The organism is Latilactobacillus sp. VITA-14 (assembly GCF_046580785.1).
GTDB classification, from domain to species: Bacteria; Bacillota; Bacilli; order Lactobacillales; family Lactobacillaceae; genus Latilactobacillus; species Latilactobacillus curvatus.
This window is the reverse complement of the sequence record NZ_JBJKTM010000001.1, coordinates 63,702-80,800: the sequence shown is the minus strand read 5'-3', so window position 1 is coordinate 80,800 and position 17,099 is coordinate 63,702. Positions and strand designations below refer to the sequence as shown.

General features: G+C 42.1%; 9 protein-coding genes. 8 read left to right on the top strand and 1 reads right to left on the bottom strand.

Annotation, left to right across the window (positions count from 1 at the left end; all coding sequences use genetic code 11):
* Entirely contained in the window at positions 1-558 is a 558-nt protein-coding gene (gene frr, locus ACF1X7_RS00345; RefSeq protein WP_004265410.1) for a ribosome recycling factor, read from the top strand.
* 53 nt (positions 559-611) lie between these two features.
* Here frr and ACF1X7_RS00340 read toward each other — a convergent pair whose 3' ends face one another.
* A complete protein-coding gene (locus ACF1X7_RS00340) occupies positions 612-3,359 on the bottom strand; it encodes a YhgE/Pip family protein (RefSeq protein ID WP_411162332.1) in 2,748 nt (915 codons plus the stop codon).
* Positions 3,360-3,672: 313 nt separating this feature from the next.
* Between ACF1X7_RS00340 and ACF1X7_RS00335 the strand changes: the two genes are divergently transcribed.
* From ACF1X7_RS00335 to ACF1X7_RS00305, 7 genes are all read left to right on the top strand, one after another.
* A complete protein-coding gene (locus tag ACF1X7_RS00335; RefSeq protein WP_085845014.1) occupies positions 3,673-4,425 on the top strand; it encodes an isoprenyl transferase in 753 nt (250 codons plus the stop codon).
* A gap of 14 nt (positions 4,426-4,439) precedes the next feature.
* Entirely contained in the window at positions 4,440-5,228 is a 789-nt protein-coding gene (locus ACF1X7_RS00330; RefSeq protein WP_004270081.1) for a phosphatidate cytidylyltransferase, read from the top strand.
* 264 nt (positions 5,229-5,492) lie between these two features.
* Positions 5,493-6,764, top strand: a complete 1,272-nt coding sequence (rseP, locus tag ACF1X7_RS00325; protein WP_411162331.1) for an RIP metalloprotease RseP — start codon at positions 5,493-5,495, stop codon at positions 6,762-6,764.
* Between the two features lie 25 nt (positions 6,765-6,789).
* Entirely contained in the window at positions 6,790-8,511 is a 1,722-nt protein-coding gene (locus tag ACF1X7_RS00320; protein ID WP_411162330.1) for a proline--tRNA ligase, read from the top strand.
* Between the two features lie 294 nt (positions 8,512-8,805).
* A complete protein-coding gene (locus ACF1X7_RS00315) occupies positions 8,806-13,146 on the top strand; it encodes a PolC-type DNA polymerase III (RefSeq protein WP_146955450.1) in 4,341 nt (1,446 codons plus the stop codon).
* A 164-nt stretch (positions 13,147-13,310) separates the two neighbouring features.
* The gene (locus ACF1X7_RS00310; protein WP_004270077.1) at positions 13,311-13,877 is read left to right on the top strand and encodes a hypothetical protein; all 567 of its coding nucleotides are present in this window, start codon (positions 13,311-13,313) and stop codon (positions 13,875-13,877) included.
* Positions 13,878-13,880: 3 nt separating this feature from the next.
* Complete coding sequence (locus ACF1X7_RS00305) at positions 13,881-17,090, top strand: type I restriction endonuclease subunit R (RefSeq protein ID WP_411162329.1); 3,210 nt, start codon at positions 13,881-13,883, stop codon at positions 17,088-17,090.
* The last annotated feature ends 9 nt before the right edge of the window (positions 17,091-17,099 follow it).

Genomic DNA, 17,099 nt, shown 5'->3' with positions numbered 1-17,099 from the left:
ATGGCAAATCCAATTTTAGATGAAGCAAAAGCAAGCATGGAAAAAGCAGAAGCTTCATTACAAAGAACATTAGGCCAAATTCGTGCTGGTCGCGCGAATGCAAGCTTGGTTAACCGCGTGAATGTTGAGTATTACGGTGCAATGACACCACTTAACCAAATCGCCGCAATTACAGTCCCAGAAGCACGGGTCTTGTTGATTACCCCTTATGACAAGGGTGCGCTTGAAGATATCGAAAAAGCTCTTTATACAGCTGATTTAGGGATTTCACCAGCCAACGATGGCTCAGTAATCCGTTTAGTAATTCCACAATTAACTGGTGAACGTCGGAAGGAAATTGCTAAAGAAGTTGGTAAAGAAGCTGAAATCGGCAAAGTTGCCATCAGAAATGCACGTCGTGATGCAATGGACAGCTTGAAAAAAGCTGAAAAAGCAAGCGAGATTAGTGAAGATGAAATGCATGATTTAGAAGAACAAGTTCAAAAATTGACGAATGAAGCAACGAAGAAGATTGACGAAATCGCCAAGAACAAAGAAAAAGAAATCACAGAAGGTTAATCCCTAATGGATGCAAAAAGCCCCGCCACAACAGTGGCGGGGCTTTTTTTGCGTTAATGAATAATTTTACTCTTCGTCGCTTCTTTGTGGAGTTTTTCAAAGAATGGATTGATTCGATCTTTCAGGAAGAGGCCAATTAGGAAGAAAACAACCGCAAAGAGCGCTAGGATGATAAAGTTATGCCAGAGGTTCGGTGCGTAAATCCCACCAGTTGGTTCGCGTAAGAGGTTGACCCCGTATTTGAACGGTAAAATGGGGTTAATAAACTGGAAGAATTGATCGGAGAGGACAACTGGGAAGTTCCCGCCACCGCCAGAGATGGAAAGCACCAAGACAATCATCGCAATTCCTTTACCAACGTTCCCGAACATCGCGGCGAGAACGTAAACAATTGTCATGAAGACCATGCTCAGGAAGACGGCTAATAAGATTAGCGGTAGTTTATCAACGATGTAGGCCTTCAATAAGAAAATATTACCAAGCGTCACAATCACGGCTTGGGCGACACCAATGACGATGTAGGTTAGCCAGCGAGCAATAAATTGCTGTTTCTTAGTGTACCGTTTCTTTTGTTTGTCGTCTAACGCGAAGTTGGTTAAGACGATGTTACTCAAAAGAAGTGCACCAACCCAGAGACAAAGGGCTGTGTAGAACGGCGCACTTGCTGAGCCATAGGTCTTAATCGGGTAGACGTGTTTTTCTTTCAGTTCAACCGGTTTGGCTAAGAAATTACTTTCCTTAGTTGCATCGCGGCGAAGCAATTTAATCAGATCTTTGAGATCGACCGTCTTTTGTTGTTTGCGAATCGCCTCAGCGCCTTTTTGGATCCCGCTACGTAAGAATGGCCAATCATTGTTGATGAGGTCGGTCGCATCATTTAAGGCGGTTTTAACGAGTGGGAATTTCTCGTTGGCCATGTTGAGCGTCGTTGTTAAGTCGTTTTCGATGCCTGGTAAGTCATTGTTGATGAAACTGGTTGCCAGTTGCAGTTTATTTTTGAGTAGTGGGTAATCATTCTGGTAAACGTCAGAAGCGGTGTTTAATCCAGAGATAATCGTGCCCAGATTGCCATTTAATAATGTATTCGCGTCATGAATTTCTTGTTTCAACGCTGGTAACTGCTGAGCATATTTTTGCAGATAGTCGATGGCTTGTTGGAGCGTCTTTTGTGTGTTGAATAAGAGTGCGGGGAGTTTCGGTAAAACTTCGCCGTTAAGCTGTGTTAAGACGGCGTTACCGCTAGCAATTAATGTTGAAAAGCGGTCGAGCATATTTTTGACGCTGTCACCGATATGGGCCGCTTGAATCTTAGCGACGCTGTCTTCGAATTGGTCGGCGTATTGAATCAAACCATTAATCTTGGTTTGCAAATCGTCAATTGATAAATCATCATAATGGGCGAGAAGGTCATCAACTTGGCCTTTAAAAACGCCGAGTTGGGTCGCCAACGTATTTAAATGTTTAATCGGTGTATCAAGTGCATGTGATTCCGGTTGACCATTCGCCACTGCTGACTGATTGTAGCTGTCTTGCAAGTTTTGGAGGGTTGTCGCAAGTTGAGTCGTATGGGTTTGCAAGGTAGCGGTGTGATCAGATAAGTTCTGGAGCGCTTCTTTGAGCGCTTGCTTGAGTTCAGCATTATTGGGATCCTCTTTGAGTTGACTCAGCAAACTATTGACGGCCGTTAAATCAGTTGAAATGTTAGTTGCCAATTGATTAGTAATGGCTAACCCTTGATCCACTGTTTTTTGAATAACCGGTAAAGCAGCTTGGAGTTTAGGGATTAAGTCTGATTGTAATTGACCCGCGACACCTTGGGCCGTTTGGCTAAAAGTCATTAAGTCCGGTAAGACTTTTTGTGTTTTGTTTAACACATCTAAACCAGTTTGAGCTTCGTTAATGCCGTTCGTTAAAGTATTGGCGATGCCATCGAAATCAGAATCGAGTGTGGCAACTTGTTTGCCAGCACTTTGGATTTCTGGAATCTTAGCCTGAACTTTCGTTGCGAGCTGACCGGCTGCTTCAACTTGTGGTAAGTATTGATTGATGCCGACTACTTTTTGCGCCATGGCATTTGCTTGTGGTAAAAAGGCCGCGAACTCGTTGGCTTGGGCAAGCTTTAATGCCATTTCCGGTAGTTTCTTTTGTAGATTAAGCACTTGTTCTGCGTATTGGTTAATTTCTGGAATTTGTTGGTCTGTTTTGAGAATGAGGCTCGAGAAACGATTAATGACGGGGAGATTTGTATTGAGATCAATCCCGGCCTTGTTTAGGGTACTCATCAATGTTTTACCAACGGTTGAGACGAATTCTTCTGAAATGGTGGACTGAAGCGTAGTTGCACCCGCACTGGTAATTTTAGGCGCAATCGCGTTAATCTTATCATTAGATGAGTAGACTATCTTTGGCTTTTGAATCTTGCCATCGACGAAACTAACGAGATCCTTTGAGAAGTTTTTGGGCACGTAAATCCCGGCGTAGTATTTCCCCGTTTTTACGCCGTCATCTAATTCTTTTTTGCTCGAAGTAAATTGCCAGCCTAATTTGTCGTTTTTCTTTAATTGGCTAATTAGTTCGGCGCCAATCTCGACTTTTTTGTCAGCAATGACAACACTTTGATCGGCTGAGTAAACAGCGACTTTTAAGTCTTGCGTTTTACTATAAGGGTCCCATAACGCCCAGATATTAAACCACGCGTAGAGCGATGGAATGATAATGAGGGCAATAATTAATAGAAGAGCAATCGGGCTTTTTAAGATTCGACGCCAATCAAGTCGAAAGAGTTCGAAGGTTTTTCGCATAATAAACTCCCTTTTTCTGTTTAAGGTATGTATTAGTTTATCATATTTAACCTGTTACATGCCAATAACTATAGGAATCTACTAATATTTAACAATAAATTTCAATGTGATAGTGGCAACAGTACGTTGTGGCGGGAATCGTTGGTATTAAAGGCTTAATCGTGGATAAAAATCATCTGGGAAGAACTCAAAAAGTGCAGAATGGGCGGTTCAGTTTGTACAATGCCGGTGACAATCGGTTGATTTTAAATAGTCACTTCCTGTGATTTTTGGTACAATCATATGAGAGTTATTGAAACTGGAGGAGTATGTGGTGTTTACAAATAAAAAAACAGACGCACAACAACTAGATCCCACCAATATCCCCAACCACGTTGCCATCATCATGGATGGTAACGGTCGGTGGGCGAAGAAACGCTTAATGCCAAGAATCGCTGGGCATAAAGCAGGAATGGAAAACGTTAAGACGATTACCAAAACGGCCAGTCGAATGGGTGTTAAAGTCTTAACGTTGTACGCTTTTTCAACTGAAAACTGGAAGCGTCCAAATGACGAAGTGAACTTCTTGATGCAGTTACCGGTCGACTTTTTTGATACGTTCATGCCGGAATTGATTGCTGAAAACGTCCGCGTGAAAGTCATGGGTAATATTCAGGATTTACCAGAAAAGACGCAAAAAGCGGCTAACAATGCGATGGCCGATACGGCTGATAACACAGGGATGATTTTGAACTTTGCACTCAATTATGGGTCGCGTGACGAAATCCAACAAGCGGTTAAGCAGATTGCTAAAGATGCGGTAAATGGTACAATTGAGGTCGATGCAATCGACGATGCGTTGATTAGTGATTACTTGATGACTGGCTTTTTAGGGGAATATGCTGACCCAGAATTATTGATTCGGACGAGTGGCGAAGAGCGAATTTCGAACTTCTTACTCTGGCAAATTGCTTACAGCGAACTTGTTTTCGTAGATGAATTCTGGCCAGACTTTACCCCAGCAGTGTTTGAACGCTCAATCGGCGCTTACCAAAAACGTAATCGTCGTTTTGGCGGTCTTAAATAGGAGGGAATACAATTATGAAACAACGTGTCATTACAGCAACAATTGCTTTAATCATCTTTATCCCCATCATTTTCTTTGGTGGTATTTACATTGATATCGCGGCAGCCGTTTTAGCACTCGTTGCCTTATCAGAAGTTTTCATCATGCGTAAACGAATTATTGTCTCACCTGATGCAACCATCGCCGGACTAGCGGTGTTAAGTTTAGCCTCACCCAAAGGCGCCTTTAACTGGTTACCAGCAGGTGTGTCACAATTTGATTTATTCTACTTCTTCGTTGCCATTTTATTAGCCATCACAGTCTTCACGAAAAACCGGGTTAACTTCGATGATATGGGTGTCACAACCTTAGCCAGTCTCTATATCGGCTTAGGCTTCCATTATTTAGCCGCAACGCGAAATATTGGTGGTTTTGACACTGTGATGTATATCTTATTGGTCATCTGGATGACAGATATCGGTGCCTACACATTCGGACGGATGTTTGGTAAGAATAAAATGTGGCCAGCTATCAGCCCCAATAAAACTTGGGAAGGTTCAATTGGCGGGACATTATCAGCATTAGTGGTCGCAGCTATTTATTTAAACTTCTTCCCACAAGCTTATTCAATGCCTGTCATGTTAGGTTTAACGTTGATCTTCTCAATTGCCGGTCAATTAGGCGATTTAGTCGAATCAGCTTACAAACGCTATTATGGCGTTAAAGACTCAGGTAAAATCTTACCAGGTCACGGCGGCATCTTAGATCGCTTTGACAGCATGTTGTTTGTCTTACCGCTACTACACTTGTTTGGCATGATTTAGAGTGCGTTTGTGGCGGTTAGCAACTGAGCATTAATACAAAAATTCGAATAATCCCGGTTTTAGGATTATTTGAAATTTTAGATTAGGCGGAAGTTGTTGCAACCAAAAAGCACGTTTTTAAAAGTCAATATTATCTAGCGTTTAGCGCAACTTTTTGGTTTGCGCTAAACGCTTTTCTTGTTTCTAAGGAATTCGTGATATAATATAACAGTTCATATCAAATGAGAGTATTGAAATACGCATTTAGAAGGGAGTCGTACTCTATTGGCGGCGATTATTGCGTTTATTATCATATTTGGCATTTTAGTAGTGGTGCATGAATTTGGCCACTTTTACATGGCGAAACGTTCTGGTATTTTGGTGCGTGAATTTTCAATTGGCATGGGACCCAAATTATTTGCAACGCGCAAAAATGGCACGACTTATACGATTCGTTGGTTACCACTTGGCGGCTATGTCCGCATGGCGGGGATGGCGGATGATGAATCTGAAATCGAAGCCGGCACGCAAGCAACCTTGCTGTTAGACGAACAAGAAACTGTTCAAAAAATTAATACAAGTGACAAAGTAACCACGTTAAACGGTGTCCCATTTCAAATTGCAAAAACTGACTTGCAAAAAGAATTATGGATTGAAGGCTATGAAAGTGGTGACGAATCCGAATTAAAGCGTTATTCGGTCAGTCACGATGCAACGATTGTTGAATCAGACGGAACGGAAGTGCAAATCGCACCCGTGGATGTTCAATTCCAGTCGGCTAGTTTAATCAATCGGATGTTGACCAACTTCGCAGGACCGTTCAACAACTTTATCCTTGCGATTGTGGCGTTTGCGCTCTTTGCTTTTTTAAACGGTGGCGTCCCACAAAACAAAGCGATTGTTGGCACAGTGATGCCAAACTCGCCAGCACAAAAAGCCGGGCTTAAAACGGATGACTGGTTAGTGAAAGTTGCTGGCAAAAAAGTCACGACGTTTACTGATTTCAGCTCGGTGATTGCAAAATATCCGAATAAACCAGTGAATGTCCAGGTTAAACGGACAAAGCAAACTAAGTCACTCGAAATCATACCTAAAGCGGTGAAAGTCGAGGGACAAAAGGGGAAAGTCGGCCAAATTGGTGTGACAGCTGGACTCAACCATAGCGTGGGGGCTAAGTTGAAATATGGCTTCACCCAATCATGGGCGAATGCGACCCAGATTTTTAAAATTCTCGGGTCATTCTTAACGGGTGGTTTTTCACTCAATAAACTAGCCGGACCAGTCGGCATGTATTCAATGACGACGCAATTCGCGAGTCAAGGCTTTACAATGCTCGTCTACTTCTTAGCGTTCTTATCCGTCAACTTGGGGATTATGAACCTGATTCCAATTCCGGCCCTCGATGGTGGTAAGCTCGTGATCAACGTGATTGAAGCGATTCGCGGTAAACCCATCTCACCGGAAAAAGAAGGCATTGTCACCCTTGTCGGGGTCGGCATGATGGTCGTCTTAATGGTCTTGGTCACATGGAACGATATTCAACGCTTTTTCTTTTAGATTATTTTTGGAGGTATAACAGATTATGAAACAGTCAAAATTATTTATCCCAACTTTAAAGGAAGTGCCTAACTCGGCCGAGGCTAAGAGCCATCGGATGATGTTACGGGCCGGCTATATTCATCAAGTATCTGCTGGTGTTTACAGTTACTTACCTTTAGCATTCCGCGTCTTGGAAAATATCCAAGCCATCATCAAAGATGAAATGAGCAAGATTGACGCCGTTCAAATGCAAATGCCAGGGATTTTACCTGCTGAATTGTGGGAAGAATCAGGTCGTTACGAAACATATGGCGATAACTTATTCAAGTTCAAGGACCGTCATGGCCGCGACTTCATCTTAGGCCCAACACACGAAGAAACTTTCGCTGACTTGGTGCGCAATGAAATCAAATCATACAAAAAATTACCATTAACGTTATATCAAATCCAAACGAAGTATCGTGACGAAGATCGTCCACGTTATGGTTTATTACGCGGCCGTGAATTCATCATGCAAGATGCTTATTCATTTTCAGCCAATGAAACTGATTTGGATACGACTTTCCGCCAAATGTACCAAGCATACACCAACATTTTTGAACGCTGTGGGTTAGACTTCCGCGCAATCGTTGGGGATGCCGGTGCCATGGGTGGTAAGGATTCAATGGAATTTTCTGCGATTGCTGAAATTGGGGAAGATACGATTGTTTATTCAGACCAAAGTGATTATGCTGCCAACCTTGAAATGGCAACGAGTATCCGTCCTAAGCAAAACTCAAGTGATGTGCAATTAGAGCTTGAAAAAGTAGCGACTGGCGATGCCCACACAATTGAAGAAGTGGCTGCTAAATTAGACGTCCCAGCACAACAAATCATCAAGAGTGTTCTCTTTATCGCTGACGACCAACCGGTCTTGGTCTTAGTGCGTGGCGATTTTGAAGTTAATGATGTGAAGTTGAAGAACTTCTTAGATGCTGATTTCTTAGAAATGGCAACCCCAGAACAAGTCTTAGCAACAATGAACGCACCAATGGGTTCAATCGGACCAGTTAACGCGCCAGAAGACTTACAAATCGTTGCTGATTACAGTGTCGAAGCCATGGTGAATGCCGTGGTTGGGGCGAATGAAGCCGATCACCATTTCACGAATGTCAACAGCAAGCGCGACTTTACCGTAGCTGATTATTCAGACCTACGTTTCGTTCAAGAAGGCGAAACATCACCTGATGGTCAAGGGAACTTGCACTTTACAAAGGGGATTGAAATTGGGCATATCTTCAAACTAGGCACACGTTACACTGAACAATTCGGTGCCACTTTCTTAGATGAAAATGGTCGTGCGAAACCAATTATCATGGGTTCTTACGGAATCGGTGTAAGTCGCCTCTTATCAGCGATTACGGAACAACAAGCTGACGAAAACGGCTTAGTTTGGCCAAGCGTGATTGCCCCTTATGACTTGCATGTCGTACCGGTCAATGTCAAAGATGCTGACCAAGTCTTGTTAGCTGAACAAATTGAAAACTTACTTGAAGAAGCAGGTTACTCAGTCTTAGTTGATGATCGTAAAGAACGGGCTGGCGTTAAGTTTGCCGACAGTGACTTAATCGGCTTACCAATCCGCATCACAGTTGGTAAAAAAGCAGCAGAAGAAATCGTCGAAGTTAAATTACGTAAGACGGGTGAAACCCTAGAAGTGAAGAAGGATGAATTGATTAATTCATTAAGTATCCTATTGGCTTCAGAGACAACAGAAGCTGAATAGAGTGCGTTCAAGCTCGGTCAACTTTTGAGCATTAGCACAGGGAAGCGCAGAAAGTTAGCTTGAAAAGCACGTTTAGGAATAGAGTGCGTTTGAAACCGTTTGGCTCCAAGCATTAACTTAAATTCGTGAATGAGCGACAACGTCGATCGTTCGCGGATTGTAGTTAAGCGCAAGAGGCAGTTTCAAAAAGCACGTTTACATTATAAATGTTCGGACATCTAAAAAGGGCTGAGACAGAATCATATTTGTCCTAGCCCCTTTTATTTAACTTTCTGAATATGAGGAGGCCCTTTTGTGGCATTAGATCAAACCGCACTGTTTCAAAAATTATTAGAACAAATTGATTTACCCGCGGATGTTGCGAATTATCCTGGCTTCAAAACTGGCCAAGTAGAACAAGTCGTTGTCCACGAAACATCCAAACGCTGGACTTTTAAATTACATTTCGAATCCGTTTTGCCATATGCTGTTTACACAACGTTTGAACAGTATCTAGAAGCAGCATTTAAAGCGATTGCGGGTGTTTCAGTGGAAATCACCACCGATGCAACTGAATTGGACGGCGGTGTTTTAGCAGCTTATTGGGAATACGTCATTAACCATAGTGGGATTCAATCTTCAATGTTGCACGAATTGTGTGAAAAAGAGACCCCCTATATCGACGGTCGCAACGTCTTTTTAGTTGTCGAAAACGACATCGTGAAGACGTTCTTCTTAAATCAAGCGCAAACGACAATCCAAGCTGGTTATCAACGGCTTGGTTTTCCCAAGTTTGCGATTCAACCCTTGATTGACGAATCCGCCTCACAAAAGGCAATCGAGGATTTTCAAGCGAAGAAGGCTGAACAAGATGCAGCCCGCGCACAAGCGGCAGCCGAAGCGATCAAGAAAAATGAAGCACTCAAAGAAAAACGTCAATCAGAAGGCAAACCAGTCGATGGCCCGATTTCAATGGGCCGCGGCTTAAATCCTGCTGAACCAACCCGTCAGATGATTACAATCAATGAAGAAGAACGTTCCGTTGTCATTGAAGGGTTCGTCTTTGATAAAGAAGTCCGCGTTTTACGTTCTGGCCGCCAGCTCTTGATTTTGAAGATGACAGATTACTCATCATCATTTACGGTCAAGAAATTCTCCCGGGATAACGGCGACGAAAGTATCTTCGCAGCCATCGATAAAGGCATGTGGTTCAAGGTACGCGGGAGTGTTCAAGAAGATAACTTCATGCGCGATCTCGTGGTCAATGCCAATGATTTGGTCGAAGTTAGCCATCCCAAGCGCCAAGATACCGCTGAAAATGGCAAGCGTGTGGAATTGCACTTGCATACCAACATGTCGCAAATGGATGCGACCAACAAGATTGGCGACTTCGTTCAACAAGCCGCTAAATGGGGCCAATCCGCGATTGCGGTGACCGATCATTATAACTTACAAGCTTTCCCAGATGCTTATGCAGCAGGGAAGAAGAACGGCGTTAAGATTTTGTACGGTGTCGAAGTCAATTTAGTCAACGATGGCACGCCAGTCGCGTATAACTTGCGCGATGAAGCACTCGACCATGCTGAATACGTGATTTTCGATGTGGAAACGACTGGATTGTCAGCCGTTTACGATTCGATTATCGAATTGGCCGCTGTCAAAATGAAAGATGGCGAAGTGATTGGCTCGTTCGATGAATTTATTGATCCCGGTCACCCGCTATCAGCTTTCACCACGCAATTGACGAGTATCACCAATGAAATGGTGCACGGTGCTAAGAAAGAAGCCGAAGTCCTAGCGCTGTTTAAAGAATTCGCGGGCGACGCCGTCTTAGCTGGGCATAACGTGACGTTTGATATGGGCTTTATCAATGCTGGCTATGGTCGTAACGATCTCGGTCAGATTGAAAATCCCGTCATCGATACGTTGGAAGTCTCCCGGATGCTCCATCCAGAATACAAAAATCATAAACTCGATACATTAACCAAACGTTACAAAATCAACTTGGAACATCATCATCGCGCTAACGCCGATGCTGAATCAACCGGTTATTTGTTATACAAATTAGAAGCCGAAGCGGCCGACATGTATGGGATGGTCAACGTCAATCAACTGAATGATCGCGTTGGGATTGGCGATGCGTATAAACAAGCACGGCCAGCGCATGCGATTTTAATGGCGCAAACCCAAGCTGGGTTGAAGAACTTATTTAAACTGGTTTCAGCATCGATGACCGAATACTATTATCGCACGCCGCGTTTGCCAAAGAGTCGCTTGGATGCCTTACGTGAAGGGATCTTAGTCGGTTCAGCTTGTGCCAGCGGTGAAGTCTTCGAAGCGATGATGCAAAAAGGCTACCAAGAAGCACGCGATCGCGCGAAGTATTACGATTACCTCGAAGTAATGCCAAAAGCCGTTTACGCACCATTATTAGAACGTGAATTAGTTCGCGATAATCGGGCGCTTGAAGAAATCATTCGCAACATGGTCAAACTCGGTGCTGAATTGGATAAACCAGTGGTTGCAACTGGGGATACCCATTATTTGAATCCAGAAGATTCAATCTATCGTAAGATTTTGATTCACTCAATGGGTGGGGCTAATCCATTGAACCGGTCACAATTACCGGATGTTCATTTCCGATCAACCGATGAAATGTTGACAGCGTTCGATTTTCTTGGTGCCGATATTGCCCAAGAACTCGTGGTGACGAACCCGAACCAAATCGCCGATATGATTGATGAAATCACACCGGTCAAAGATAAGTTGTACACGCCGAAGATGGCGGGTGCCGAAGATGAAATTCAAACCTTAACGATGAATCGTGCGCATGAATTATACGGGGATGAACTCCCTGAAATCGTGCAGGCCCGCCTTGATAAGGAATTGAAGAGTATCATCGGGAACGGTTTCTCCGTTATCTACCTGATTTCGCAAAAGCTCGTGTATAAGAGTGGTAAGGATGGGTACTTGGTTGGTTCCCGGGGGTCCGTTGGGTCGAGTTTAGTCGCAACGATGACCGGGATTACCGAAGTTAATCCATTGCCGCCACATTATCGCTGTCCCAACTGTCATTACTCCGAATTTTATACCAAAGGGGAAGTCGGTTCGGGTTACGATTTAGCCGATAAGGACTGCCCTGAATGTGGGACACCCCTTGATAAAGACGGCCATGATATTCCATTTGAAACCTTCCTTGGCTTCCACGGGGATAAAGTGCCCGATATCGATTTGAACTTCTCCGGTGATTACCAACCGGTTGCGCATAACTACACCAAAGTCTTGTTCGGGGAAAATAACGTGTTCCGCGCTGGGACGATCGGGACGGTTGCTGATAAAACTGCCTACGGCTATGTCAAAGCCTACGAACGTGATACCGAACAAACTTTCCGCGGCGCAGAAGTCGATCGTCTTGCCAAAGGCTCAACAGGCGTTAAACGAACGACGGGTCAACATCCGGCCGGAATCATTGTTGTGCCGGATTACATGGACATCTATGATTTCACACCAATCCAATTCCCAGCTGACGATCAAGATGCAGCCTGGAAGACAACCCATTTTGATTTCCATTCGATCCATGATAATATCTTAAAACTCGATATCCTGGGCCATGATGATCCGACCATGATCCGGATGCTGCAAGATTTATCGGGGATTGATCCCAAGACGATTCCAACCGATGATCCTGGTGTGATGGCCTTGTTCTCCGGCACTGATTCACTCGGGGTAACGCCAGAACAGATTAATTCGAAAATGGGCACGCTCGGTGTACCAGAATTCGGGACGCGGTTTGTCCGCGGAATGCTCGAAGAAACGCACCCCACGACGTTCTCAGAATTACTGCAAATTTCTGGTCTTTCTCATGGAACCGACGTGTGGTTGGGTAATGCCGAAGAACTGATTAACAAAGGCGTTGTCACCCTAAAAGACGTTATCGGTTGTCGTGATAACATCATGATGGATTTAATTCACTGGGGTATGGACGATAGCATGTCGTTTAACATCATGGAACGGGTTCGTAAGGGTAAAGGGATTCCGGATGACTGGCAACAAGCCATGCGCGACAACGAAAATGTGCCAGACTGGTACATTGATTCCTGCCTGAAAATTAAGTACATGTTCCCCAAGGCCCATGCGACCGCCTATATTTTGATGGCGTTGCGGATTGCCTACTTCAAAGTCTACTTCCCAATTATCTATTACTGTGCTTACTTCAGTGTGCGTGCCGAAGATTTCGACCTCGTGGCCATGGCCCAAGGAAAAGAAGGCGTCAAAGCCCGCATGAAGGAAATCACTGATAAAGGGATGGAAGCCAGCACCAAGGAAAAGAACTTGTTGACGGTTCTCGAAATCGCCAACGAATGTTTGGAACGCGGGATTAACATCAAGATGGTTGACATCGAAAAATCAGATTCATCTGATTTCTTGATCCAAGACGACCATACTTTACTCGCACCATTCCGCGCCGTCCCAAGTTTGGGCGGTAACGTCGCCAAACAAATCGTCTCCGCCCGCGAAGAAAAGCCATTCTTATCCAAAGAAGACTTATCCAACCGTGGGAAAGTTTCCAAGACACTGATCGAATACCTAACAGAAAATAACGTATTGAATGACCTACCTGATGAAAATCAATTGTCGTTGTTTGATATGATGTAAAAAAGCCTTCATACTTTCACTGAAAATAAATTTTCGGAGAAGTATGAAGGCTTTTTATTTTGCACAAATTTTATGCAATTTTAAAAAATTACATAAAATTTGTTGAATAAACTTTTGATTCGACGTATACTAAGCATATTAAATAAGTGTTGAAGGAGGATTTAATGGAGAAACTTAGTAAGTTTGTTGAATTTGTGAGTGGCTCTCCACAATCTCGTCTATTTGTTTCAATGAATGAAAGTGATCCCAGTTATTGTATTTATGGGCAATCTGAATTGAAAGCTGATTTAGTTCAGTCAGAAACATCGTCCAATGAGGGACGTCAAATTCGGACCCCTGATAAAGTTATGATTTTATCAGAAGGCGATATTATTTTTAATTTAGTTTCTGGAGAAGCAAGTGTTGTTGGAAAAAAGCATGTTGGCTATCTACAAACTCAAAATTTTATTAAATTAATCCCTAATCAGGATTTGGATACTCACTATTTAGTTTTCTTGTTGAATCAGGATCACAATATTAAAAGACAGCTTGTAAGTTCATTACAAGGAACGATGGTTATTAAATATACACTTGCACAGCTAAAAGCGTTGAGAATTAATAAACTACCACCAATAGATGAGCAACGATTAATTGGAAGAATGTATTTCAACCAAATACGATTAAACTGGTTTAGAAAGCAAAGTGCGGATTTAAAACTAAAAATAGCAATGAATCAGTTGCGAAAGGACTAGTGAATGAACGAATTAAATTTCGAATCAGAATTAATTAAATATATTACAAGTGGGACAATAACAGTTTCTGAGGATGATTTTCAAAAAAGTAATATTCGTGAAACAGCAAAAGATTATGTTGTGAAGACTAAGCTGTGGCAGTATCGAGACGATATTAGAACAACTGAACAACTATGGGCTAATTTTAAGCAGATTTTAGAGCAGCATAATCAAAATACACTCGATAATCCGCTAAGTGTCATGGAATTTAATCAGGTGAAGAAAATCATTTCAGATTTAAAAACACCGTATGATGCTGGTCAATTTTTATATGGGTTAAATGGTGTCTCTCAGATTGAAATTGATTTAGATGATGGTCGGCATGTGTTTTTAACCGTTTTTGATCAGAAACAAATTGGCGCTGGTAATACAGTCTATCAAGTCGTCAATCAAATTGAACGACCAGCATTACTAACTGGGAAGCAAGAACGGCGGTTTGACACAACATTATTAATCAATGGCTTACCAATTATTCAAATTGAAGAGAAACGAGACTCACATGATGTTAATGAAGCACTTAATCAGATGCATCAATATATTTTAGAAAATCAATACACTGACATTTTTTCAACATTACAGATTCTGGTGGCGATTACGCCGAATAATGTTAAATATATGGCCAATACAACAGCTGACAAATTTAACAAAGATTTTGCGTTTAATTGGCAACGGAAATCAGATAACAAGATTGTCCGTAACTGGCGCGAATTTGCGGATTCAATGCTAAGTATTCCAATGGCTCATCAAATGGCAACTAACTTTATGATTTTGGATGGTACTAAGAACAAACAAATGATTAAAGTGATGCGCCCTTATCAAGTTTATGCAACACAAAACGTTATTCAAAAACTTAAAAAAGTTGATTTTGATATGGGACTAAACAAAATTGGCTATATCTGGCATACAACGGGTTCGGGTAAGACAATCACCAGTTTTAAAACAGCATGGCTTGCTAGCCGAATGCCGGGAGTCGATAAAGTTGTTTTCATTGTTGACCGAATTGCTTTAACAAAGCAAACGAATGAAAATTACAAAGCGTATGATCCTGATGGTGCAGTGGATGATGATAGTCGCTCTGGCAGTGTGCAAGGGACACAGAGTACCAACGACTTAAGCCGGAAATTAAAGAGCAAGGATAACAATATCATTGTTACCTCAGTCCAAAAACTAGAAACACTGGTTAAGCGTAAGAGTTTTAAGTCACCTGATAAACACATTGTCTTTATTGTTGATGAAGCACACCGGTCAACTGGCGGGGATGCTTTTGAATTATTGCAAAAGAGCTTTAAAAAATCTGCATGGGTTGGTTATACGGGTACACCTATGTTTGATGAAACAACTAATGGGTTACGAACTGAGGATATTTTTGGCGAATTACTGCATGCTTATACCATTAAAGAAGCTATTGCCGATCGAAACGTACTAGGCTTTAAAGTTGATTTTGAGACGACGATTGATACGGAAAGTATGAAAACACAATATTTGCCAGACTTCTATAAAAAACAACATCCCGATTGGGAACAGCGTCAGATTCAAGATAAAATTGATAATTTATCACAAGAAGATATGGATGACGAAATTGCACCTAGTTTCTATGATGAAAATGAAGATCATGTTCACTTAGTCGTTCAGGATATTTTTAAGAATTGGCGTAATCGTTCTAATGAAGGAAAGTACAATGCACTATTTACAACCCATGTTGGTGGTGGTAAAGCAAGTACGCCAATGGCCATGATGTACTTTAAAGAATTTCAACGGGTCAATGAAGAGCATGCAAAAAACGGTGGCCAATTACTGAAAGTTGCGATTACATTTAGTCAAAATACCACGAATAAAGATGGCATGGTCGAAACCAATCAGAATTTACATGATGCGATGAAGGTTTATAATCATCAATTTGGAACAAGTTTTGGGTTAGATGACGTTTCTGGCTATACGCAAGATGTTACGAGTCGCCTTAATCGAACTGCAACTGACAAGAACTACCTAGATTTAGTGATTGTCGTGGATCAATTACTAACCGGATTTGATGCGCCAGAAATGAATACCTTGTATGTTGATCGTACTTTAAAAGGGGCAGGTCTAATTCAAGCGTACTCTCGAACAAATCGAATCGCTGATATGAAAGAAAAACCTTGGGGCCGAGTGGTTAATTATCGGTGGCCTAGCCAGAACGAAAAATTAATGAATAAGGCGCTAGCAATTTATTCCAACAAGGATTCAGCCACTTTATCAGAAAAAGAACAGAAAAAGGAAAACGTCGATTCTGGTGTTTTAGCGAAAGATTTTAAAAACATGGTGCAAGAGGTTCGTGGGATTGTCGGACAACTGGATGATTTAACGGATGGTTTTAATCAATTACCACCAAGTGAACGCCAAAAGGACGAGATGTTTGAATTATTGCGACAATACAACGTCGGTATGTCGAAACTTAAACAATATACACCGCAAGATGGTGAAGAAGATAGTGGATTTAACTATGATACGCCGGACGATTTAATTCGTGCTTTAGGGATGACACCGGCACAAGAAAAGGAATTGACCACTGTTTTAACGAATGAAATAAAACAATACATTAGTGTGCGGGATAAAGTGCCTGTTCAGCAAATTGAGTTAAAGATGACGCACATCAAAGATGTTCAGGTCAACTACGATTACTTGACGGAACTCGTTGAAAAACTCTTGAATGAAATGCATGAAGAAAAAATTGAGGCTGCTCAGAAGACGAAGAAGGATATTGATCAATTTGCAAATGGCTTAGAAGACCAAAATTATGCGCACAAAATTAAAAACGCGACACAAGCGATCCTTGATGGCTACTATCCACCTAAAGGGATGGCAATGATATATCCTGTCAAGTTGGACGATAGTGAGCAAGTTATTCAAGAAGCTAATCAGATTAGTATTGATCGGATTTTATTAGAATTTCGAAACCAGTGGGGGATCACAGATGTGATTACAAGTGCTGGGTTACGACAACTATTTAGTACGCATCAATATGGCCAACAAGATTTAGATGATGCTGGCCAATTGCGAGATATTATTGCTGAAGCAAGTTTGAGTTATAAGAATTTAGCATTAGATACTGATATCCAAGCACTTTCGAAAATCAGGTACCGAAACGGATTACGCGAAGCAATTTATTTGGCAGCTGATAAACATGTAATACATTAAAAGATCCAC